Source organism: Paenibacillus sp. 4624 (assembly GCF_050435065.1).
In the GTDB taxonomy this organism is placed as follows: domain Bacteria; phylum Bacillota; class Bacilli; order Paenibacillales; family Paenibacillaceae; genus Paenibacillus; species Paenibacillus amylolyticus_D.
This window is the reverse complement of record NZ_JBNDJR010000001.1, coordinates 727,972-750,566: the sequence shown is the minus strand read 5'-3', so window position 1 is coordinate 750,566 and position 22,595 is coordinate 727,972. Positions and strand designations below refer to the sequence as shown.

General features: G+C 46.3%; 16 protein-coding genes. 5 read left to right on the top strand and 11 right to left on the bottom strand.

Annotated features, from left to right (window positions below):
* Window positions 1-72 precede the first annotated feature (72 nt).
* Entirely contained in the window at window positions 73-2,064 is a 1,992-nt protein-coding gene (locus ABIE27_RS03390; protein ID WP_429349902.1) for a GGDEF domain-containing protein, read from the bottom strand.
* Window positions 2,065-2,527: 463 nt separating this feature from the next.
* Between ABIE27_RS03390 and rpsD the strand changes: the two genes are divergently transcribed.
* The 3 genes from rpsD (at window position 2,528) to ABIE27_RS03375 (ending at window position 8,790) form a co-directional block, all read left to right on the top strand.
* Entirely contained in the window at window positions 2,528-3,127 is a 600-nt protein-coding gene (rpsD, locus tag ABIE27_RS03385) for a 30S ribosomal protein S4 (RefSeq protein WP_123062379.1), read from the top strand.
* 201 nt (window positions 3,128-3,328) lie between these two features.
* On the top strand, window positions 3,329-5,434 hold the full coding sequence (locus ABIE27_RS03380; RefSeq protein ID WP_429349901.1) for a methyl-accepting chemotaxis protein: 2,106 nt from the start codon (window positions 3,329-3,331) through the stop codon (window positions 5,432-5,434).
* A gap of 245 nt (window positions 5,435-5,679) precedes the next feature.
* The gene (locus ABIE27_RS03375) at window positions 5,680-8,790 is read left to right on the top strand and encodes a transglycosylase domain-containing protein (RefSeq protein WP_429349900.1); all 3,111 of its coding nucleotides are present in this window, start codon (window positions 5,680-5,682) and stop codon (window positions 8,788-8,790) included.
* A gap of 235 nt (window positions 8,791-9,025) precedes the next feature.
* Here ABIE27_RS03375 and acsA read toward each other — a convergent pair whose 3' ends face one another.
* The gene (acsA, locus tag ABIE27_RS03370; RefSeq protein WP_123062382.1) at window positions 9,026-10,750 is read right to left on the bottom strand and encodes an acetate--CoA ligase; all 1,725 of its coding nucleotides are present in this window, start codon (window positions 10,748-10,750) and stop codon (window positions 9,026-9,028) included.
* A 269-nt stretch (window positions 10,751-11,019) separates the two neighbouring features.
* Here acsA and ABIE27_RS03365 point away from each other — a divergent pair, with 269 nt between their 5' ends.
* Window positions 11,020-11,652, top strand: coding sequence for a GNAT family N-acetyltransferase (locus tag ABIE27_RS03365; protein WP_123062383.1), 633 nt, complete (start codon window positions 11,020-11,022; stop codon window positions 11,650-11,652).
* Between the two features lie 122 nt (window positions 11,653-11,774).
* On the opposite strand, the gene ABIE27_RS03360 is transcribed toward ABIE27_RS03365, so the two are convergent.
* The 4 genes from ABIE27_RS03360 to ABIE27_RS03345 all read right to left on the bottom strand — a co-directional run bounded on the left by ABIE27_RS03360 (window position 11,775) and on the right by ABIE27_RS03345 (window position 14,601).
* The gene (locus ABIE27_RS03360) at window positions 11,775-12,470 is read right to left on the bottom strand and encodes a 5'-methylthioadenosine/adenosylhomocysteine nucleosidase (RefSeq protein ID WP_123062384.1); all 696 of its coding nucleotides are present in this window, start codon (window positions 12,468-12,470) and stop codon (window positions 11,775-11,777) included.
* A gap of 147 nt (window positions 12,471-12,617) precedes the next feature.
* Complete coding sequence (gene ccpA, locus ABIE27_RS03355; protein WP_090923671.1) at window positions 12,618-13,625, bottom strand: catabolite control protein A; 1,008 nt, start codon at window positions 13,623-13,625, stop codon at window positions 12,618-12,620.
* 92 nt (window positions 13,626-13,717) lie between these two features.
* Complete coding sequence (ytxJ, locus tag ABIE27_RS03350; protein ID WP_123062385.1) at window positions 13,718-14,065, bottom strand: bacillithiol system redox-active protein YtxJ; 348 nt, start codon at window positions 14,063-14,065, stop codon at window positions 13,718-13,720.
* Between the two features lie 122 nt (window positions 14,066-14,187).
* Complete coding sequence (locus tag ABIE27_RS03345; protein WP_123062386.1) at window positions 14,188-14,601, bottom strand: hypothetical protein; 414 nt, start codon at window positions 14,599-14,601, stop codon at window positions 14,188-14,190.
* 290 nt (window positions 14,602-14,891) lie between these two features.
* On the opposite strand from ABIE27_RS03345, the gene ABIE27_RS03340 reads away from it, so the two are divergent.
* Window positions 14,892-15,425, top strand: a complete 534-nt coding sequence (locus ABIE27_RS03340; RefSeq protein WP_123062387.1) for a type 1 glutamine amidotransferase domain-containing protein — start codon at window positions 14,892-14,894, stop codon at window positions 15,423-15,425.
* Between the two features lie 142 nt (window positions 15,426-15,567).
* Here ABIE27_RS03340 and ptsP read toward each other — a convergent pair whose 3' ends face one another.
* The 5 genes from ptsP to aroA all read right to left on the bottom strand — a co-directional run bounded on the left by ptsP (window position 15,568) and on the right by aroA (window position 22,505).
* Entirely contained in the window at window positions 15,568-17,328 is a 1,761-nt protein-coding gene (ptsP, locus tag ABIE27_RS03335; protein ID WP_123062388.1) for a phosphoenolpyruvate--protein phosphotransferase, read from the bottom strand.
* Complete coding sequence (locus ABIE27_RS03330) at window positions 17,325-19,205, bottom strand: glucose PTS transporter subunit IIA (RefSeq protein WP_123062389.1); 1,881 nt, start codon at window positions 19,203-19,205, stop codon at window positions 17,325-17,327. Before ABIE27_RS03330 ends, ptsP begins: the two co-directional genes overlap by 4 nt.
* Before the next feature lie 106 nt (window positions 19,206-19,311).
* Window positions 19,312-20,589 (bottom strand): hypothetical protein, encoded by a 1,278-nt coding sequence (locus ABIE27_RS03325; RefSeq protein ID WP_429349899.1) that lies wholly within the window; start codon window positions 20,587-20,589, stop codon window positions 19,312-19,314.
* A gap of 149 nt (window positions 20,590-20,738) precedes the next feature.
* A complete protein-coding gene (locus ABIE27_RS03320; protein ID WP_123062391.1) occupies window positions 20,739-21,173 on the bottom strand; it encodes a CoA-binding protein in 435 nt (144 codons plus the stop codon).
* A gap of 36 nt (window positions 21,174-21,209) precedes the next feature.
* Entirely contained in the window at window positions 21,210-22,505 is a 1,296-nt protein-coding gene (gene aroA, locus ABIE27_RS03315; protein WP_123062392.1) for a 3-phosphoshikimate 1-carboxyvinyltransferase, read from the bottom strand.
* Window positions 22,506-22,595: the final 90 nt, after the last annotated feature.

Here is a 22,595-nt window from a genome sequence, read left to right as displayed (position 1 = left end):
ATCCACACATCCCCGCTCCGAAAAAAAACAAAAAAAAGAGAGAAACGACCCCATAACCGGAATGTTTCTCCCTTATCGTGTAACTTCCTGTTCCTCTATAACAATCCGATTCCGACCCCCGTTCTTTGCACAGTATAGAGCCATATCTGCACGGTAAAACAGGGACTCTACACTTACTTTCTCATCCATCCAGTTCCATTCGGCAATGCCACTTGACACCGTGACAGACGGCCTCGTCTCGGCTTCAACTCGGGTACGGATCAGTTCTGCGTAAACAAGCGCTTGCTGAATTCCGATCTGAGGCATGTAAATAGCCAATTCTTCACCGCCCCACCTTGCGCAAATATCCTCGGCTCGAACCGAACTTGTAACAATATCACTGACTTGTTTCAATACTTGATCCCCAGTTTGATGACCGAAGGTATCATTCACCTGTTTAAACTGATCGATATCGACGACAACTAATGAACCGCAGTAGTCATGAGCCTGACGTTCGTGAATAATATTATCCAAGTAATGCCTTACGTACAGTCCTGTCAACATGTCCAGATTAGCCAGCCGGCGCACCTCCGCATGCAGGGTGGCATTGGTTAGAGCAAGACCAAGATGAATCGATAACATTTGCAGCAACCTGTAGTTCTCATAGGAGAAAAAATGCTCCCGCACATGGGCAAGCAAAATAGCACTCTTTACCTGTCCGTCCACTCGAATTGGTGTTGCAATCAGAGACATCGCGCCTGTCAGTTCCATGAAACTGGAAGTTACCTTATCAAACTGCGTATAGTCAGATATAATTAATGGCTCTTCTGTCTGATACATGTAACCCGCAATGCCAGAATCCATAGGATACGTTCTTTGACGAATCTCTTTTACATTGGACGCCATTACCTCAAACCTGTTCGTACTCTCATTTAATTGCAAAATGCAGCAAAAATCGGCCTGAAAGATGTTTTTAAACTCTTGATCGGAAAACTGATAAATTTCCATCAATTGCAGGCTTTTATTCAGGCGCTGTGTCAGATCGTTGATTACACGTAGTTCCTGAATCAACATATGGGATTGCTCATGAAGTTTGGCATTTTCGAAGGCTGTCCCTGCTGTATCTGCCATCATGGCAATCAGTTGAAGATCCGACTCTTCCATCAATTCCTCATTCATTTCGATATGAAACACACCGTATATCCCCTGCTTGCCCTTGAGTGGCAACCCCACCTCAATGATTCGTCTGTCCAACTCGTCAGACCGGGAGACAATCAATCTGCCCTCCATAAATGAGCGAACACAGATATCTTCTCCACGTTCCTGAATAAGGAGCGGTTTAATCCGAGGATTAAAGCTTCTCTGGTCCTGAGACATATAGAGCATAATGTGTGTAGAAGGATAGAGATAGTCCATGCTGACAAATACTTCGTCCAATATCGTCACAACATCCATTTTGTCATGCATACGCTGTACGATCTGAAAAAGAATGGATCTTCGGTGTTCCTCCCGAGCTGTTTGTTCATGTGTATGCAGCAAGTCCGTCATAAATATGTATTCAAATCTTCGGTAAAAGCAGGTGCGGTAATGCAATGCCTCAGATCGAACTACAGCTTCTGACGTTTCGGATCGGTGGGATTCAAAGACCAGAGCAACAAACACAGCAAACATATCTTTATTGATTCTTGAAAACAGGGGCTCAGCAATCAGCAGATACTCCCCATGCTTACTTATTCCGCGTCTAGATAAAGTCTGTTCCTTTTCATTACACTCCAAAACCATCGAACGTACATTGATATCCGAATCCGTAATCTGGCCGGAGTCCTCTTCTATGCACTCTCCTTCTGTATTCCAAACACTGTATACAGCAAATGGCCCACCTGACACAGAATCTTTCTGGTTTGTCCAATCGTTGAAGGCTTGTCCTAACAAACTGCTTAAATATGAGAAGTCAAAAGGTGTGATATCCATTTTTTGCATCCACAACGCATGGTCATCATGAGATGGAAGCACAGTAAACGATGTGGAATCGCCCGCACTTCGCGATTTCAGACTGGCAGGTAAACTTCTTAGATGTTCCAACATGTCAGGCGCTCCTTTGCACCGTTTTTGCATCCCCAAGGATGCATTAATCTGCATCAATTATCGCAAATCTGCAAAATATTAACGGAAACCTTGATACATAAGATTGTTTAAAGTTAAGATACCATCTATTTTACTCTGTTTGAAGCTTTTTTGCACTCATATTTCAGAAAATCGTCCCATTTTTTTGGGCCTAATGACCTATCGACAAATTTAGACGTTTTTCTGACTTTATGTATCACTTGACTTTGCTCCTTTCAGGATGTAGAATAAATTGTTGATGAAGACTACTAAAACGGTCTTTAAATTTGGGCGTTACCGGTTGTGTCACCCTCATTCTTTTTGTTGCTTTCAGGACAGCGGCTGAACTTCCTGATCGTTCTATGCGAGGCCAAGCCCGCATCAACAAATTGGAGCGCAAACAGAGCCCTATATGAACTTTAACTAAAAAGGAGCTACTTTAAACATGGCACGTTACACTGGTCCTAAATTTAAATTGAGCCGTCGCCTCGGCATTTCCCTGAGCGGAACAGGCAAAGAATTGAAACGTCCTTTCCCTCCAGGTCAGCACGGAGCTAACCAACGCAGAAAAATGAGCAACTACGGTATGCAGTTGCAAGAAAAACAAAAATTGCGCCACATGTACGGTTTGGGCGAAAAACAATTCCGCACATTGTTCTCCAAAGCGCAAAAAATGCAAGGTATTGCCGGTGAGAACTTCATGTTCTTGCTTGAGTGCCGCCTTGACAACCTCGTTTACCGTCTTGGCTTTGCTAACTCCCGCGCTGGAGCGCGTCAATTGGTAGCACACGGTCACGTAACAGTAAACGGTAAAAAAGTCGATATCGCTTCTTACCAAGTAAGCACTGGCGATGTAATCGGCTTGCGTGAAAGAAGTCGCGGTCTGGCTTCCGTTAAGGAAGCTTTGGAAAACCGCAATCATCTTCCAGCATACGTTGAGTACAACGAAGCAGCTGTAGAAGGTAAATTCATCCGCTTGCCTGAGCGTGCTGAATTGTCCCAAGACATCGATGAAAAACAAATCGTCGAGTTCTACAACCGTTAATCGTTGGATCACAACAAAAAAACAACTGTTCGAGATTTTCTCGGCAGTTGTTTTTTTGTTGTTTTTTTTATTCCTCCCTCAGACCATCTTCATTACTAGCCTCTACATAACGATAATATATTTATCTTCCTTTTTTTTGGAGAGAAATCACCAACATAAAGAGACACGCATCAGTAGAAAGACAACTTAGGGGGGCTACACATGTCATTTTTTCGAAATACCAAGCTCGCCGTAAAGCTAGGATTACTGCTCGGATTAGTACTCCTCTGCTCGATCGGCGCATTAATCGCCTTTAACACCAAAGCCATATATGATAAAAGCCTGCAATATGGTGAAGCTGTAGCGGAACGCTCAGCAAATGCAGCTACAAGCGAATTCATGACTGACATCAACCAGGTAAAAAATACGCTCGACAGCTTGAGTACCACCCTGCTGGACGCTTCAAGAAATGGGACGCTGAGCCGTCAAGATATCGTAAGGCTTTTGGAAGAATACTTGAAGAAGGACGAGAAGGTTTTTGGATTTTATACCGGATGGGAGCCCAATGCCTTTGACGGCAAGGATGCCGAACATGTGAATAAGGATAAGTATGATGATGAAACAGGCCGGTTTATCCCTTACGTTATCCGAGATGGAAGCGCATTGCATTTTGAACCGCTCACTACTTATGAAGGAAACAGTGAAACCAGTAAATACTATCAACAGCCGAAGGCGACCAAAAGCATTTATTGGTCCGAGCCAACCACATACAAAGTTGCTGGTAAAGAGACCTTGCTCGTGTCCATCGTTCTGCCTTTGCTTGACGAAAACAATGCCTTCCTTGGCATCGTTGGAGCTGATTTTACGATTGAGGGTTTCCAGCAAAATATTGCATCACTGAATCCCGATCAAGGTTATGCCATGCTAGTCACAAGTGACGGGCACATTGCTGCGCACGGTTCAAGACCGGAACTGACCAAAGAGAATGCCGAGCTCTCTGCCAGTACCCAAACCCTTATTCAGCGCATCCAGTCGAATGATACAGGGTTCTACACTACGGTTGACGATGGCAAACCAGAATTATTTATTGCCGAACCCGCCAAGCTTCAAGGCTCCGATTCTAGCTGGCATCTGGTATCCGCATTACCCAAAAATGTGATACTTCAGCCTTTTTACGATAGCTTAAAATGGTCTGTACTCATCGCTATATTGGCGGTACTTCTACTGGCAAGCGTGGTCGCATACACCATCGTATCCATTGTAAAACAATTGAACCGTGTAAATGTTGTCGCAGGACAACTCGCCCATGGCGATCTGACACAAAAGTTGCCTGTTAAATCGAAGGATGAATTCGGAGTCATGGCCCTTCACATGAATGAAATGATGAATACATTGCGCCATACAATCTCTGTTATATCTGAACATGCCTTATCTGTCGGTTCAACTTCGCAACAATTAACCGCCGGGGCAGAGGATACAAGCAAAGCCGCCGAACAGATGGCACTTACCGGAATGGAAGTAGCAAACAAGGCGGAGAAGCAGGTTCAGGAGTTACTTCATTCCTCCCGTTCGATGAACGAAATATCCACGGGCATTGGAAGAATAGCGGAAGCTGCTTCCGAAGTAAGCAACGCATCAAAATCAGTGACGGAACGAACTTCATACGGAACAGACAAGATGCAGGCAGCTATCCATATGGTGGAGCGTGCAAATACATCTGTCCAATCTTCCATGACCGCACTGGAACAATTTAAAAAGCGCTCGGAAGAGATTGGTCATATAACGGGTATGATTGCTGAAGTAAGCCGCCAAACCAATCTTCTCGCCCTCAATGCTTCAATTGAAGCTTCGCGAGCGGGGGAACACGGACGTGGCTTTGGCGTTGTAGCTACAGAGATTCGCAATTTGGCTGAGCAATCCAGACAATCGGCTGCTGACATTGCCGCGTTGATCCAATCGGTTCAACAAGAAGTTCAGGATATCGTTGAAAATATGGAAAAGGGAAGCGCCGAGGTGAATCACATTGCCGAGGTGATGAACGAGAGTGGCGATCTGTTCACATCCATCTCATTACAGATCGCCGACGTGAATCAACAAATTGCACAAGTCTCCACCATTGCCAAACAGATGTCAGGTGAATCGCAGCAGGTCGATTCATCGCTTGAGCAGCTTAAGACGATTGGTCTTGAAACAGCAGCGCACGCCAGCGAGGTTGCCTCAGCTTCTGAGAAGCAGCTTGCTTCTATGGAAGAAATCACTGCTGCATCCGCTTCTCTGGCACACCTCACACAAGAACTGTTGGAACTTATCCAGCGTTTCAGAACCTAATGAGAATAAGGATATAATTTTTTTTCAAATACTTTTCCTATATAGACCTCAAGGCTGGCCTGCTTACATGCAGTTCCAGCCTTTTTCCTTACTTTTGCAACTCATGAAATGTCGTCCGATATCACATGCTATATATCATAATCCATTCCAGTTTGGCAAATTTCGACCATTACTTGTATTTCTCAGGCATGCAAACGGGTCTTTTTATGCTATAATTAGTGCTGTTAAAAGGAGGAAGACACTGAATGGTTGATGTTACTAAGAAAAAGCCTGAAGATCCGCCTGTACGCAAGCGTAGCTTTGCACGCAGACTAGGTAGCTTCGTTATGTGGATGGTTGTCCTTGGATTTATGGGCGTACTATTCGTTGGCGGTGCTTTAATGGGTTACGTCAGTTCGATCGTTAAGGACGAACCTGTCCGGTCAAGGGCCCTGATTGAACAAAAAGTCAGCGAAAACTCCATCACAGGCTTTGCTTACTTTTCTGACGGCAGTCCGATTGGTCAACTTCGCACAGAAGAAGACAGACGTCCGGTCACCTTTGACCAGATCCCCAAAAAGGTTATTGATGCCGTGATTTCGATTGAAGACAATCATTTTTACGAACATAAAGGTGTAGACATGAGCGGAACACTGCGTGCCGTGAAACAAAAAGTGCTGAAAGAATCAGTACAGACGGGTGGCAGTACGCTTACACAGCAATTAGCTAGACGTGTATTTTTGAATTTGGACCGTACGGAAGATCGTAAAGTAAAGGAAATTTTGCTTTCCCTTCGACTGGAGCGTTTTCTGACCAAAGACGAGATTATGACCGCCTACCTGAACAAGGTTCCTTTCGGCAATGGTTCCAGCGGATACAACGTTTATGGAATCAAAGCAGCGGCTAAGGGATTGTTCAATATCAATGATCTCGAAAAAATAAACACAGCTCAGGCCGCTTATCTGGTTGGATTACCCCAGTCGCCCTCTTCCTACTCTGCCTTTAATGGTAAGGGCGATTTTGTAGAGGATAAATTTGATCGCGCCATCAATCGTCAGAAACTGGTGCTGCGTCGCATGCTGGAACTTGGTAAAATCACGCAACCGGAATACAACAATGCACTTGCCTTTGATATCAAAAGCTCGCTTGCTCCGAAAACCGTTAAAGCCTATAACACTTATCCATACCTTATGATGGAAACGGAACGTCAAGCAGCACAGATCATCATGAAGCAACTAAATGCGGACAAAGCAGAGGCTACAGGCAAAAGTACAGATGCTCAGGCATCGCAAAAAGAAAACAGCGCCCTGCTGGAAGAAGCTCAATCGCAGCTTCGCACAGGCGGATATCGCATCTATACAACAATTAACAAAAGCATCTACAAAACAATGCGTACGATTGCCGAAGATAACAGCAATTTCTCTGCTGATGATCCCGTCAAAGGAAAAGAACAGACAGCAGCAATGCTGATCAATCATAAAACAGGAGCAATCCTTGGCATGATTGAAGGCCGAAGCTTCCAGGATGAACAGATGAACTATGCGACTCAAATGGTTCGTCAGCCAGGTTCCACGATGAAACCTATTGCGGCTTATCTGCCAGCTCTGGAGGAAGGTCTTATTCAACCGGCCTCCATCATCGATGATGCGCCAATTATTCTGAAAGACGGCCCTAGCGGCTACCATATCGCGAAGAATGCGAACAACCGTTATCAAGGTTTGGTAACCGCTCGTAGAGCATTGAATTACTCATTGAACATACCGGCTCTGAAGCTTTTTAATGAGGAAGTTGGCATCGATAAAGCCTGGACTTTTGCGAAAAAGCTTGGCATTACGACGATCCAGAAGCAGGATTATCAGGCCCAGACCGGTGTTCTCGGCGGACTTCAATACGGTGTAACTGTGGAGGAACTGACAAGCGCCTACGGTGCAATTGCTAACAAAGGGATCTACAACGATTCCTATATGATCAGCAAAATTGTGGATTCCAAAGGCAATATCGTATACAAACACGACAGCGAGCCTGTACAGGCATTCTCGGAGCAAACGGCCTATCTTATGACGGACATGTTACGTACCGTTATAACAGAAGGTACAGCCGATAAAGTACGGGAAAACTACAAGTACAGATCAAGTGTGCCGATTGTAGGTAAAACAGGTTCAACCCAAAACTACGCCGATGTCTGGTTTGAAGGATATACACCCGATGTTACGCTCGGTGTGTGGGTTGGTTACAAACAACCGATCAATACACTCGAAAACAAATCTCAACGCAAACGTGCTCAGCAGCTTTGGGCCAAAATCATGAATGAAGTCATCGAAACACAGAAGGATCTGTTTGTTACTAATTCATTCAAGAAACCTTCTGGTATTGAAACCAGAACAGTTTCAGCATACAGTGGCAAGCTACCCACATCCCTGACTGATAAATTTGTTACTGACATTTTCAATAGCAAATTTATTCCCAAGGAACGTGATGATGCTGTCGCTAAAGCGAAGTATATTACCTACAACGGTGTAAATTACATTCCACGTGATCAAACACCTGCGGATATGTTGAAGGAAAAGACCGTTGTCAAACGTAAGAAACCAATCTCGGATCTCATCAAAGAATTGCAAAATGCATTTAAACGGATGAGTCGTCATGAGTCGCTTGCATACTATCTGCCTGAGGATGCCGGTGCTGATCTGCCAACTGAGGTTGATCCACGCACGGATAACGGCAAAGCACCAGATGCACCTGGCAATGTTCGCATCTCCATCTCGGGAGAACGAGCATCCGTCACATTCAATGCTACACCTGAAAGCGATGTTGTTGGATATCGTCTCTATCGTTCAGTCGGTGGTGCCGGATTCCAGAATCAAGGTCAGGTTGTACTGACAGGTGAGTCCAGATCGTTCTCAGCTTACGCAACAGCTGGTGGCAACTTCGCATTCTATGTTACTGCCGTAGACGTTGCTGGCAAGGAATCTGCGCCAAGTGCGATTGTGAGCAGTGCAGGCGCTGGTGCGCCTGAACCAGAGGTCAAAGAGCCTATTAATGTGCCAGGTACAGTTGTAACGCCTGGAGAGACAGCAACGGACAATGCACCTACAGCACCTACAGCAGCTCCAAGCACACCAGGCCAAGTGAGCGTCTCTGCGCTCTCACAAGGGCTTCGCATTCAGTGGGCACCGAACTCGGAAGCGGACGGCGTACAAAGCTACGCTGTTTTCTATAGCGAGACGGGTTCGGAACCCTTCACCAAGATTGGCACCACTTCAGGTACTAGTATGGTATATGGTGTACCGTCATCAACGGGGGGCTGGTTCAAAGTATCCGCCAGCAACAGTGTCGGAGAGTCTGCATCCTCGGAAGCGATACACTATCAGCCTTAATCCTGTTGACTAACAGATCTCATAAAATGAATGAAGAAGCCGCATGTCAGTGTGAATACACTGACATGCGGCTTTGTTTATGTTCATATCCGGTCGCCAAAACGAATGGCGACCTATTCGAAAAATTAGGCACAAAAAAAGCCTGGTTCACGCCCTGCATTGTAGATGCATGAACCAGGCTTTCTAGCTCTCAACTAAGCGTTGCAAGCTTTCCATTTTCAACCCTACATGATGCTCAGTCCTCAATGGTGGATAAGTCACCTGTTGGCAGATCAAGTTCCCACGCCTTCAACACACGGCGCATAATCTTACCTGAACGAGTTTTCGGCAGTCTTTCTTTGAACTCGATCTCACGCGGTGCTGCGTGAGCGGACAGGCCCTCTTTTACAAAGCGATAGATCTCTTCCTTCAGCTCCGGCGTCGCCTCATACCCTTCACGAAGCGCCACAAACGCTTTGATGATCTCTCCACGTGTCACATCCGGTTTACCAATCACGCCAGCCTCAGCAACCGCTGGGTGCTCTACCAGTTTACTTTCCACTTCAAACGGTCCAATGCGCTCTCCAGAGGAGTTGATGACATCATCGATGCGTCCCTGGAACCAGAAGTATCCGTCTTCGTCCATGTACGCCGAATCCCCGGATACATACCAGCCTGTAAGTCTGAAATATTCCTCATACTTCGCTGGATTATTCCAGATTTTTGCCATCATCGACGGCCAAGGTGTACGTATCGCCAGGTTCCCCATGCTGTATGGCGGCAACTCTTGTCCACGATCATCGATAATCGCTGCCTCAATACCCGGTAGCGGACGTCCCATGGAACCCGGTTTAATCGGCATACCCGGGTAGTTACAGATTAACTGTGCTCCCGTCTCGGTCATCCACCACGTATCATGAATTCGTTGACCGTACGCCTTCCAGCCCCAACGTACGACCTCCGGATTCAGCGGTTCCCCTACCGACATGACATGACGCAAGCTGCTCAAATCATGCTGGGCAATCGTCTCGTCCCCTGCGCCCATAAGCATACGGAATGCCGTAGGGGCACTGTACCATACACTTACCTTGTTTTTCTCAATTGTGCTATACCAGTCCTGCGGACTAAAACGCCCCCCACGAATCACATTCGTTACCCCATTAAGCCAAGGAGCGAAAATGCCATACGACGTGCCTGTTACCCAACCTGGATCGGCAGTACACCAGTATACGTCATTTTCTCGCAGGTCAAGTACAACCTTACCTGTATAATAATGCTGAATCATCGCATTCTGGACGTGGTACACACCCTTCGGTTTCCCTGTTGAGCCAGAGGTGTAATGAATCAACAGTCCATCCTCACGCGTCAGCCATTCTACCTCCATATCATCCGAAGCCGCAGACATCTCTGCATCAAAATCAATCAGTCCTTCCTCAGACTGTGGGCCACCGCCGACAACAAAAATATGTTTCAGCTCTGGCAATTCGGAACGTTTGATCCGTCCCAGAAGCTCAGGAGTGGTCACAAGCGCAACAGCACCACTGTCCTCCAACCGATCCTTCACTGCCGTTTCCATAAAAGCCTCAAATAAAGGACCAGCTATAGCTCCCACTTTTAAAATACCCAGCAGACTGAAATACAGCTCAGGACTTCGTGGCATAAAAATAAATACACGATCTCCTTTAGCTACGCCATATTTACGCAACACATTACCAAAACGACTCGACTGCTCGCTCAGATCTGCGAAGGTGTACGCTTCCTCACGAGAAGCATCGCTGTAGAGCAATGCCGTCTTCCCGCCTCTGCCTTCCAGGACATGGCGATCAATCGCCTCATGTGCCATATTCACTTTGCCGCTGGCGTGCCACGTAAAGTGCCTTTCTACCGTTTCCCAATCGAACCGGCTTCTTGCTTCCGTATAATCGCCCAGATTCGATTCAGACACCACCGTTTGCAGCATCTCATTATGTGCTTGACTCATGCTTGCCAGCCTCCTTCAACTCGACATTTCGATTCCCATCAGGGTTCATTCGTATTGCCTTCATGTTGACTGAACTTCCAGTTAGCGCTTACATTAGTAGAGAGAACTTCTCATCTTGTACTTGCCTGACCCAACCGATGCACTCAAACGGTGTTGAATTGTGAACATTTTTTGTCAACGCAATTATAGCAAATTGGATCAAACATCGTCTACGGCTTTTCATTTTTTTGGTTTTTTGCTATAAGTAGGGGGAGAGAGGGGTATGAACCATGGAGCATATCAAGAAACATCATATACGTTCCATTTTCAAGTCCGGCCACCGAATTACGGTTGAGGGGCCTGTGCCCGCAGAGCAGATTATGGAATTGACGTTTCACTCCGATCTGGATGCCTTTCGGCGCCCGGCAGAGCAACAAGAAGCCATTGCCGAGATTGCTGCCTTACCGGAAGGGCGAATTATCATTGCCTATGAAAATGATATCATCATCGGATACGTTACTTTTCACTACGCAGATGAATGTGAACGCTGGTCCGAGGGCAACATGACAGACTTGATTGAGCTCGGAGCCATCGAAGTCGCAGACGAATATCGCTCTCTGGGTGTTGGCCGTGAAATGCTCCTTACTGCGATGCAAGATACGTATATGGAGAACTATATTATTTTCACAACAGAGTATTACTGGCACTGGGACTTGAAAGGCAGCGGACTATCGGTATGGGATTATCGCAAAATGATGGAGCGGCTCATGCAAAACATTGACATGACCTGGTACGCAACAGATGATCCTGAAATCTGCTCCCATCCTGCGAATTGCCTTATGGTACGAATCGGCAGTCAAGTACCGATGACCTCGGAGGAACAGTTTGACCGTGTCCGCTTCCGTCATCGGTTTATGTATTAAAGGAAAAGATGCGAATCGCGAATTGAATACATAAAAGAACCGCCTTGCAGATCATTGATTGGAAACAGATCTGTAAGGCGGTTTAATATTTATTCATTTATGGGTTAGTTACGTGTTTCGAATCACATATGTTCAAGCATGTGCTCAACAATACGATGGGAACGCTGGGAAGACTGCACCGTAAACTCGGCAAAATTCACATGTGCAGAACCGTCTGCCTTGTCAGACATGCTACGCAGCACGACAAAAGGTACACGGTTCATGTAACATACTTGAGCCACCGCCGCCCCTTCCATCTCTGCACAAGCTCCGTCCATCTCTGTGTAGAGCATATTTACGGTCTCTTTGCTGGCAATAAACTGATCACCTGATAACACTTTGCCAATCCGGTAATGAGCGCCCTGCGCCTTGCACGCTTCTTCAGCAAGCGAAATTAATGCAGGCTCCGCCGGAAAAGCGGATGTCTCCTGATACGGGATCACTCCGCGTTCGAATCCTAGCGGCGTTACGTCCATGTCGTGCTGTACACATACCGAAGAAATGACCATGTCGCCAATGTTCAATTCAGGATGAACCGCTCCTGCCACACCTGTAAAAATGATCCGATTCACCTGAAAGCGATCAATCAGAATCTGCGTAGTTACCGCCGCATTTACTTTCCCTACGCCTGATTTGCATACCACAATCTGCTTGCCAAGCCACTCACCAGCAACATACGTAATCCCCGTCTGCTTGACTGTTTCATGCTGTTTCATGCCCTGAAGCAGAAGCTCTACTTCCTCATCCATAGCACCTATAATTCCTATCGTTTCACGCATTGTTGTATCCTCCCTGTTTCCAGTTCTCGATGTGAGATCAGATCATTATGCAAGCCGTATTAAGCACAAAAGCTCCGTTTCCGGAGCTCCTGTACAATCAAAATCTATGTAGAGAGAATTCAATCTCCCTTTTACTTACTTAATCAATTAACCTGCGTGACTTACCGACAGACGAAGAATGGTTTCATGCGGCAAAATCACTCTTGGATTCTCCACATTTTCTTTCTTCATCAGTTTGGTTAGCAAACGCATCGCTACCGCGCCCAGATCATACATGGGCTGAGCAACAGTTGTTAACTGTGGACGCACCATGGAAGCCATACGAATGTTATCCACACTAATGATGGAGAAGTCATCCGGTACTTTCAGGCCATCGTCCTGAATGCTATGAATTGCACCAATCGCCATTTCATCTGTTGCAGCAAAGATCGCAGTCGGCTTTTTCTTGAGTCCAAGGAAATATTTCATCGCTTCTACACCGGATTCATAACGATAGTTACCGATGCGTACCAGATCCTCTTGATATTCAATGCCTGCGGCTTCCAGTGCCTTCTTGTACCCTTGGAAACGTGCAAAACCGTTAGCCGGATCCTGTAACGTTCCACTGATCATCGCGATCTCTTTGTGACCGTGGCGAATCAGTGTGTTGACTGCATCAAACGCCGCTGCTTCATGATCAATATCAACAGAAGGGAATGTACCTTTCTCATCACTTGTTGCGCACAATACGATTGGAACTGCTGCAGACTGGAACGCTTGAATGTGTTCATCGGTTACCGTACCGCCCATGAAAAGCAGTCCATCCACTTGTTTCTCCAGCAGCGTGTTGATAACACGAATTTCTTTTTCTTTCTTTTTGTCCGCATTACACAAAATGATATTGTAGTGGTACATATTCGCAATATCTTCGATTCCGCGGGCAATCTCCGCAAAGGTGGAGTTCGAAATGTCCGGAATAACGACTCCAACTGTCGTTGTCTTTTTACTCGCCAGACCACGGGCTACCGCATTCGGACGATATCCGAGTCGTTCAATTGCTTCGTATACTTTTTTCCGCGTCTGCGGTTTGACATTAGGGTTATTGTTGACTACCCGTGATACCGTTGCCATGGACACTCCAGCTTCACGTGCCACATCATAAATGGTTACCGTCACAGTACTTCGCTCCATTACCAGTAAATTTTCATTCCATTTTCATTAAGGTTTATATTACGACAAATTATTGCATTAATCAATTAAAATAGGCTCTAGGACTCACTTAAAGCGTTAGCAAGCACCCTACTAGTAATCTCTGAATGGGAAGTATGCCATACCGGATTTCCTTTTTTGATCAGAATTACTTGGGGAGATTCGTGCTTAACACCTAGTCTCTCGGCTGCTTCGTTAGAAACCGGGCGATCTTCCACCACGTAGATAATGCCATATTTCACGCTTTCATTCGGAGAGTTTTGCAAATAATCATTCATCTCCTGATAAGCATGTGCGCTGATTGGACAGCGGGTACTATGCTTGAACAGTAGCAAGGGTTGATCCTCCGTCGCCTGCACAGCGGAGTTTAGCTGTTCAATACTTGTCATTTTAGTCATGTCAGCCATTCGTTATACATCCCCCTTAATCAGCAATACCGCCATGTTGAGCGTTTTCACTCTTCGATATCTTAACAAAAAGTGAGCAAAAAATCCAATTTTCATGAAAACAAGCATTTTACACGTCAAAACTAGACGGCATTTGAGAAATGCGCCTGCCATACAAAACCGGACAATTGTGCAAGTCTGCGCTCCGTATCTTCAATCCACGCCTTGTCTTCCGCTTTATGTGCATAGCTCATAATATCTAACAATAGATTGATTCGCGCCTCTACCGCTTCTTTCATCCGATATTCCATCTCTTGATCCGATGCCTCCGGCCAGGCTAGGAGCTGTTCGTGAAGCAGGTCAGCCAATTCATTCTGTTCCCCAAAAGACACATCCTGCTTCACGGGCTGTTCACCGAGTCTGCTAATACATTCTGTCAAGTCCGGTTTCACCGGCTGCAACACCTCGTATGATACACAGTCGGTACATGCAAAAACAGGTACATTTCGAATTTCTACCTTTTTGGCGTATACGACCGTTCTTAATTCCAATTCCATTACATGTCCACATCTGCACGACTTGCGCACAACCATCACCTCATTCGTTCTCTACTCTCTATGTATGTACCATTCGACCTATTTCCGCCTAAATCCTGCTGTAATCTAAAGGTTGCACAAATTACCACTGTCACCAGATGAAGGCTGTCGAATGAAGGCAGGGGGATTGAAAATCGTTCTATCCAGATGAAGACTTGTACTTAAGCCATGCTTCAATTAGGAAGCCAAACAGCGAATCTGGTACAATATAAGACACGATCTGCCATTCAGTATAGAAGGAGAGTTGACGTATGAGATTATCAGGTCAAAAAGTCATCGCACTGGTTGATGAAGAATTTGAGGATCTGGAGCTATGGTATCCGGTATACCGCGTCCGTGAAGAGGGTGCCGAAGTGCATCTGGCTGGCGAGAAAAAAGGCAAAACATATATCGGTAAATACGGTGTTCCTGCTACCGCTGAATACAGTTTCGATGAGCTGAACTCCTCCGATTATGATGGAATTCTGGTTCCAGGCGGCTGGGCTCCAGATAAATTACGACGCTACCCCAAAGTGCTGCAACTTGTAAAAGAGATGCATGCAGACTGCAAGCCAATTGGGCAAATCTGCCATGCAGGCTGGGTGCTCATCTCCGCCAAAATTTTGAACGGAGTCACCGTAACCTCAACGCCAGGTATTCGGGATGACATGGAGAATGCAGGTGCGATATGGAAAGATGAGGCCGTTGTCGCGGATGGACATATCATCTCCGCTCGTCGTCCACCAGATCTCCCTCCTTATGGAAAAGCATTCTGTGATGCACTTGCTGCAAAAGCCGCCAAATAACAGCGAGCGATCGAAAAACCAAAGAAAAAACCGCTGAGCAACCCTATGCACGGCGGTTTTTTTGATATCTTTTGGAAAAAGTGGTACAAAAGTGAATATATTGATTTAAAGGTATTAATCGTCTGCTAATGTGCAGTTTCCCCTAAGATGCGTTTGATCCGCTTTGGTCATCAGGACTGCCGCTCGAATCATTAAATATCTGCAAACGCTGTTCAATTTCACTGCTCATTTTGAGGGTGAAACACTTGCGTGCCTCCTCCTTCGCAGCAGCAGCCGTTGTATTCAAAACTCTATGCTTCACGCGCAGCAAGGATTGCGGAGACATGCTGAGATGACGAATCCCCAGCTCCAGCCACAACGGAATAGACCGCTCGTCCCCTGCCATCTCACCACACACACTAACGTCAATCCCTGCCGTATGTGCTGCGTCAACGGTCGCTCGCAGCATACGCAGCACAGCTGGATGATACGGATGATACATATGAGCAATGTGTTCATTCATTCGATCCACTGCTAGCACATACTGTACCAGATCATTCGTTCCGATACTGAAGAAGTCTGCTTCTTCCGCAAGCAGATCTGCAATCATCACGGCAGCAGGGACTTCAATCATGATACCTACCTGAATGTTTGCATCGTAGGCCAAGCCCCGTTCATCCAGATCAGCCATCGCTTCCCGAAGGATCTCGTTAGCTTGTTGCAACTCCTCGACCGATGAGATCATAGGATACATAATTTTCACATTGCCTGCTGCGCTTGCACGAAGAATCGCCGTTAGCTGCGTTTTGAACAGATCCTTGCGATCCAGACTGATGCGAATCGCTCGATACCCTAGAAACGGATTATCCTCTTCGGGTAATTCAAAATAATCAAGCTCTTTGTCGCCCCCAATGTCGAGTGTGCGTATGACAACGGGCTGACCTGCTGTTTTCTCCGCAACAAGCCGGTACACCTCATACTGTTCCTGCTCCCCAGGGAAGGTCGCACGATCCATATACAGGAATTCAGTTCGGAACAAACCCACACCCTTTGCACCGTGTTTTAATGCCAGATCAAGCTCCTTCACAGAACTGATATTGGAAGCAAGCTTTAATACTGCTCCATCCTTGGTCACCGCATCTACAGTGGCCAGCACCTGCAACTGTTCTTTTTTCTGTATTTCCTTGTTGCGAAGCATCGTGTATCGTTCAATGGTTTTGCGATCCGGGTCTGTAAATACCAACCCATTATCGCCGTCTACGACAAGCATGTCCCCTGTCTCGACCGGCATGCCAAGACTCGCTTCCAGTCCGGAAACGAGAGGAATCCCGAGTGCACGTGCCATAATGGCCGAGTGAGACGTCTTACCTCCAATCAGCGTAACAATGCCCAAAACATAGCTTGGATTTAGATGCGCCAACTGAGACGGTGACAGCTCTTTAGCAACGAGGATGTAAGGTTGGGTATCTGAAGGCAGCGTAATCTCAGGTGCACCCAGCAGATGTTTAAGCAGGCGGTTGCCAACATCCTTAATGTCGATCGCCCGCTCCTTCATATATTCATCTTCCAGAAGGTCAAACATGGTGACAAAGTGGTCTATCGCCTCTTTTACCGCCACCTCTGCCGCCTTATACTGACGTTCAATAATGCCGCGTATTTCATTCATGAACACCGGATCTTCCAGAATGGCTAGATGCGCATCAAAGATGCTGGATTCCTCAGGTCCTACAACTTCTTTAAATTCATTTTTGATATATTCAATCTCATCCTTCGATGTCCGTATCCCCTCGTACAGCCGTTCGAATTCCTGGGCAAGATCCACCGAATCCATCTTCTGGTCGGGTAGATCCCATTCCCAGCTGGGCAGGACAAATGCTTTGCCGATGGCGATGCCTGCAGCTCCATTGATGCCTTGTATCTTCATTCTACCCCTCCAACGTTCCTGTCATAGAGCACCACGGACATGACGGATGCCTGACCTTTCTTCACTTGCTTGAATGGAGCAAAACTCCATGATTTTACACGATCCGGGTTCGTAATAACCATCGGAGTCGTGAGTGAGGCCGCCTGTTCACGTAATACGGCCAAATCAAATTTGATCAGCAGTTGTCCAGGCTCAACCGTATCCCCTTCTTGCACAAATGCTTCGAAATGCCCTTTCAGCTGTGAGGTATCGATCCCGATATGAAGCAGAACCTCTAGTCCCTCTCGTGTTGAAATGCCTAGGGCATGCATCGTTGGATACAAATGCATGATCGTTCCAAAGACAGGCGACACCAGTTCTCCTCGCTCCGGTACAAAAGCAACCCCATCTCCAACGAGCTTGGCTGCAAAAATCTGATCTGGAACTTCCTCAATCGGGAGCATTTTCCCCTGCACTGGTGCAGCGAAAAGTACTTGTTGCAAATCCCGTTCCAGCAACTTCGCAATCTCTTCCCGAATCAATTCGGAATAGGTGCCAAATACAACCTGTACGTTTCCGCCGCCTAGCTTGATCAGTCCGGCTGACCCTAGATTTTTCATCGCCCCCGTATCGATCAACCGATCGTCGTGAACCGTCAGACGCAGGCGTGTGATACACGCCTCAACCTGCACAATGTTGCTTTTCCCGCCCAGTGCTTCCAGAATCAACGGGGCTTGATAAGGAATATTACCAACCCAATCTTCCAGCATAGAACCCTCTTCCCGCCCCGGTGTTGGGATTTTGAAGGTACGTATGGCCCAGCGGAACAGGAAATAATAAACCAGCCCATATAGTATGCCAATCGGAATGAGCTTCCAAGCATTCTCAGACAGATGAAAATTGAGTATGTAATCAATAACGCCAGCCGAGTAAGAGAAACCATGCCTTATATCCAGCCAGTAACTAAGCCACATGGCCACCCCGGACATCACCGCATGTACGATAAACAGGTACGGCGCCGCAAAAAGAAAAGCAAACTCGATCTGCTCGGACACCCCTGTTAAAAAACAGACCAATGCAGAAGTCAGAAACGTTTTTCGGATTTTGGGTTTCAGATCTTCCCTGGCCTCCTGAATAATGGCAAATGCAATCGCAGGGATAGCAAACATCATAATCGGGAAAAGGCCCGCCATGAAAAATCCAGCTGACGGATCGCCAGCAAAGAATCGTGGTAAATCCCCTTGTACAATATTGCCACTCGGCGTTTCAAAGGTTCCCAGTTGGAACCAGAATACGTTATTCAGCAGATGGTGAAGCCCAAAAGCAACCAGCACCCTGTATAACACACCATAGATGAACAATCCGAAACCGCCAAGACTGTATTCCCATGTGGCAATGGAATTCAGACCATGCTGCAGAACCGGAGCAAGCCATAACATAAAGCAGGAAAAAAGAGCCGAACAGAGTCCGACGATAAGCAAAACAAACCTTGATCCGCCGAAAAATTGCAAGATTTCGGGCAGTTTGATGCTTTTGAACCGATTATGCATTCCACCGGCTAATGCACCGAGTATAATTCCAATTAAAGATGCAGGCTGCACTGTGCCATCCCCGAAATTTCGGGTGACCTGATCATAGATGACGATACCAGCCAGCGCTGCAAGTCCAGCTTGACCGGCCTGGTTGGAGAGTCCCAGAGCCACACCGACAGCGAACAAATACGGCAAAAAATAAAAAATACCGTGTCCGGCCACGGTAGACACTTCACCAACAATTCCCATTCCCCAGGAATTCCAGGGCAGACTGCCCACACTGAGCAAAATGGCAGCAGCGGGCAGGACCATTGTAGGCAGCATAACCGCTCTTCCGAGCTGCTGCAAGGATCCGAGCCAATTCATGGCGACCTCTCCTTTCTATCCTAGATGGTAAGCTTTACACAGCATTTTGTCAAAGTAAAAAGGGGAGTAATATCCCCTTCTGCGATGCACATAAATTAGAACATTCTTATCGGATAGCCAGCAGTTTCGTTCCAGTAACATAAATAGTCCCATCCCTTGAAACAAGCCATTGATCTTGTAAATCATGATTGATGATCATTTTCCAGTTCACTTTGGCTGTAGCAAGGTTCATGGAAACTAAATAGTTTATATTTTTAGCATAGTTTTTGTAATGATAGATTAGATTGCCGTTACGATCAATAATGGGTTCACTGGTAAAATAGGTTTGATTCTCTTTATTAAACGTGGTTACTTTCTTGCTCAGAGCATGATAGATATTTGTTCCAAATACGACGTCACCTTGCTTGCTGATTGAAGGAGCAAGTGAGTTACTTGTACTTTGGAAACCTCCCTTGACGGTTTTCTTCAGCTTGCCCTGGGCATCAAAAATATGAAGATCATCGTTTCCGACCACATAAATCTGATGATTATCATAAATCGGACTCTGCAGATTCTCCCCAGTATACCGGGTACCTGATATTTTTTTACCCGCTAGGCTGTATTGAATCAATTCACCTGATTTCACTCTGCCTTTCTCTTTAATACTGCTTAAGGAGGACAGTGTCAAAAAAATTCGATCTTTAACAAAGACTGGGTCAGATACAACGAAGAAAGGACTTGAATTGATCTCTGTGCCAAGAAGACTGTTAAACTTCTCACTGCCGTCCATATTAACGCCGAGCAATCTCTTCTCTTCTTTAAAATCTTGTCCCTGACTTATAGGTTTATTGTTATGTATAACTTGTACATAAGAAGCCGTAAAAATAATAACTCCATCCTTGCTGACATCCACATTATAATTAGCTGTGTAATCCTTGTACCTTTTCTCCCAAATCTGTTCTCCGTCTAATGTATAGTTTGATATGCTCGCCGTTCCAAAATTCTCTGACCCCCTGCCTCGTTCGGGAATATCATCACCAAGAATCACAAGAGAACTGTCTTTGTATAAATACATGTCTGATATGCTATTAATATGTTCCATTCGTTTAGCCCACTTCACTTCGCCTTTTGGGGTGACGGCAGTCAATAACGGATGACCAGAGTAATGTGAGATCACGTAAAGTGTTCCTTTGGAATCCACAACCAAGTGTCTTACATAATCTTTAAAGTCCAATCCCCATTTCACTTCCGGCTTCTTGGCAGGTGCGACGAAAAGTGATTGACTTGTCCACACATCCGTTGCATGAATCGCTTCATTCGCTGCGTAAACGGGAGCCTCTAGTCGTAAAATTGCTACACATACGGCAACAAGTAGCAGAATAACTGCCTTTTTAAACCGTTTCATCTATATTTCATCCTCCTTATATTTTCAATCTCATTTTACTACGCTGAACATAAAATATCCCGTGATTTTGAATAATCACGGGATATTCATTAAAATCCTAAGTTGAATATGCGATGCCATGAACGAGTTCATGAGGACAACACGGCCTCTTAGCCGCGGCCAGCGCCGCGCAGAACGATGGAATCTTCTACCTTGATACAACGATTGGTGACTGCGGTCATGCCGTTCTCAGCCGCAATCTGGACAGCCTCATCGTTATGAATGCCGAGTTGAAGCCATAATACATTGGCCTTGATCGCAGCAGCATCACGAGCGACTTCTGCGCAGAACTCCTCACGCCGAAAAACATTAACAATATCCACCGGCTCGGGGATATCTGCGAGTGTGGCATACACCTTCTCGCCAAGAATCTCTCCCTGTGCTTGCGGATTAACAGGGATAATGCGGTATCCTCTGCTCTGCATCGCTTCCGCGACCATATACGAGGTACGATCTGATTTGTCCGATAAGCCGACAACAGCGATGTTGCCTGCATTGCGCAAAATGTGTCCAATTTCTTCTCGAGTAGGGTTGTTAAATTCCATGTTCAAGCACCATCCTTTTCTGCTTAACGTGTTAATTTACTCTTTTACCCACTGAACCGAGGCGCCAAGCGCCTGCAAATGATCAAAATATTGCGGATATGACTTGGCTACATGGTGCGCATCCCGAATACGGATAGGCTGTTTGGCACGCAGACCCACGACGGTAAGCGCCATAATGACACGGTGATCATAGTGAGCATTAATCTCTACGCCGCCCTCTACACCTTCCGGACGCCCGTGTACGATAATCTCAGCCTGACGCTCTTCAACGTTCGCTCCGGCCTTGCGCAGTTCATTTAAATAATCCGTAATTCGGTCACATTCCTTGTAACGCAGGTTCTCTACATTATAAAACCGTGACGTGCCTTCCGCAAATACGGCTGCCGCTACCATAGCCAATACAGCGTCCGTAGCCGCATCTCCGTCGAATTCAATTGCCTTTAATCGGCCATTTCCTTGAACATGAACCACATCATTCTCATGAGTGAGCGGCACTTCCATCATACGCAACACATCAACAATGGCACGCTCCCCTTGCTTGCTCTGCTCCATCAGCCTGAGAATTTTCACATCAGACTGTGTAACTGCTGCGGCAGCAAGTACGGCAGCCGAGCCAGGGTAATCTCCTTGAACAGTGTACGTTGTAGGCTTGTAAGCCTGTCCGCCAGGTACACGGAATGACATGTAATCATCGCTTGCATGGATGATGATCCCTGCTTGTGCAAGAACCTCCAGCGTCTGACCGATGACCACTTTTGATTTCAAATCATTCAGAACCTCAATCGTGCTGTCTTCTGCAAGCAATGGGGTCACAAACAGCAATGCGCTCAAGTATTGGGAGCTTACAGAGCCAGATACACGAATATGTCCGCCTTTGGCATGACCGCCTTTAATTGTAATCGGCAGACGCCCTTGCTGATGCTCCACCTGAACCCCCATTTGACCAAGTGCATCAATCAAATCATCATGCGGCCGTTTACCCAGTGAATCGGGGTATGTGTTCACAAATGTAACTTCAGGGCACAGCGCGGTAACCCCCATCAGGAAACGAAGTACAGCCCCGGCGTTCCCTACGTTTAATTCACGTACATCACGGGGACGGCTTCCAAAGCCTTGGATAACGATTTTGCTGTCGTCCTCTTCCAGCACAGCGCCCAGATCACGAATACATCTGCGCATCGCATCGCTGTCCTCACTATGTGCCGGAAAATGAATCGTACTTGTTCCTTCTGCCAGCGCAGCGGCCAGCAGGTAACGGGTGGTATAGTTTTTGGAGGACAAGGCTCCGATTTCCCCGTTCAGATTAGGGGTAGGGTTAACAATAACGTCCATGGATGATATTCTCCTTCATCGATTGTTTTAGTGTAGTGAGTCTCCGTAAGGCCAAATTGACATCGCCTGGTTCGCTTAGGTATCATTAAA

Coding starts and splice junctions, on each gene's coding strand:
- ABIE27_RS03380 (WP_429349901.1), top strand. CDS start 3,329: ATGTCATTTTTTCGAAATACCAAGCTCGCCGTAAAGCTAGGATTACTG.
- ABIE27_RS03330 (WP_123062389.1), bottom strand. CDS start 19,205: ATGAATTGGCTCGGATCCTTGCAGCAGCTCGGAAGAGCGGTTATGCTG.
- ytxJ (WP_123062385.1), bottom strand. CDS start 14,065: ATGGCTGACATGACTAAAATGACAAGTATTGAACAGCTAAACTCCGCT.
- ABIE27_RS03390 (WP_429349902.1), bottom strand. CDS start 2,064: ATGTTGGAACATCTAAGAAGTTTACCTGCCAGTCTGAAATCGCGAAGT.
- ABIE27_RS03360 (WP_123062384.1), bottom strand. CDS start 12,470: ATGCGTGAAACGATAGGAATTATAGGTGCTATGGATGAGGAAGTAGAG.
- ABIE27_RS03345 (WP_123062386.1), bottom strand. CDS start 14,601: ATGGAATTGGAATTAAGAACGGTCGTATACGCCAAAAAGGTAGAAATT.
- ABIE27_RS03325 (WP_429349899.1), bottom strand. CDS start 20,589: ATGAAACGGTTTAAAAAGGCAGTTATTCTGCTACTTGTTGCCGTATGT.
- ptsP (WP_123062388.1), bottom strand. CDS start 17,328: ATGAAGATACAAGGCATCAATGGAGCTGCAGGCATCGCCATCGGCAAA.
- acsA (WP_123062382.1), bottom strand. CDS start 10,750: ATGAGTCAAGCACATAATGAGATGCTGCAAACGGTGGTGTCTGAATCG.
- aroA (WP_123062392.1), bottom strand. CDS start 22,505: ATGGACGTTATTGTTAACCCTACCCCTAATCTGAACGGGGAAATCGGA.
- rpsD (WP_123062379.1), top strand. CDS start 2,528: ATGGCACGTTACACTGGTCCTAAATTTAAATTGAGCCGTCGCCTCGGC.
- ABIE27_RS03340 (WP_123062387.1), top strand. CDS start 14,892: ATGAGATTATCAGGTCAAAAAGTCATCGCACTGGTTGATGAAGAATTT.
- ABIE27_RS03365 (WP_123062383.1), top strand. CDS start 11,020: ATGGAGCATATCAAGAAACATCATATACGTTCCATTTTCAAGTCCGGC.
- ABIE27_RS03375 (WP_429349900.1), top strand. CDS start 5,680: ATGGTTGATGTTACTAAGAAAAAGCCTGAAGATCCGCCTGTACGCAAG.
- ABIE27_RS03320 (WP_123062391.1), bottom strand. CDS start 21,173: ATGGAATTTAACAACCCTACTCGAGAAGAAATTGGACACATTTTGCGC.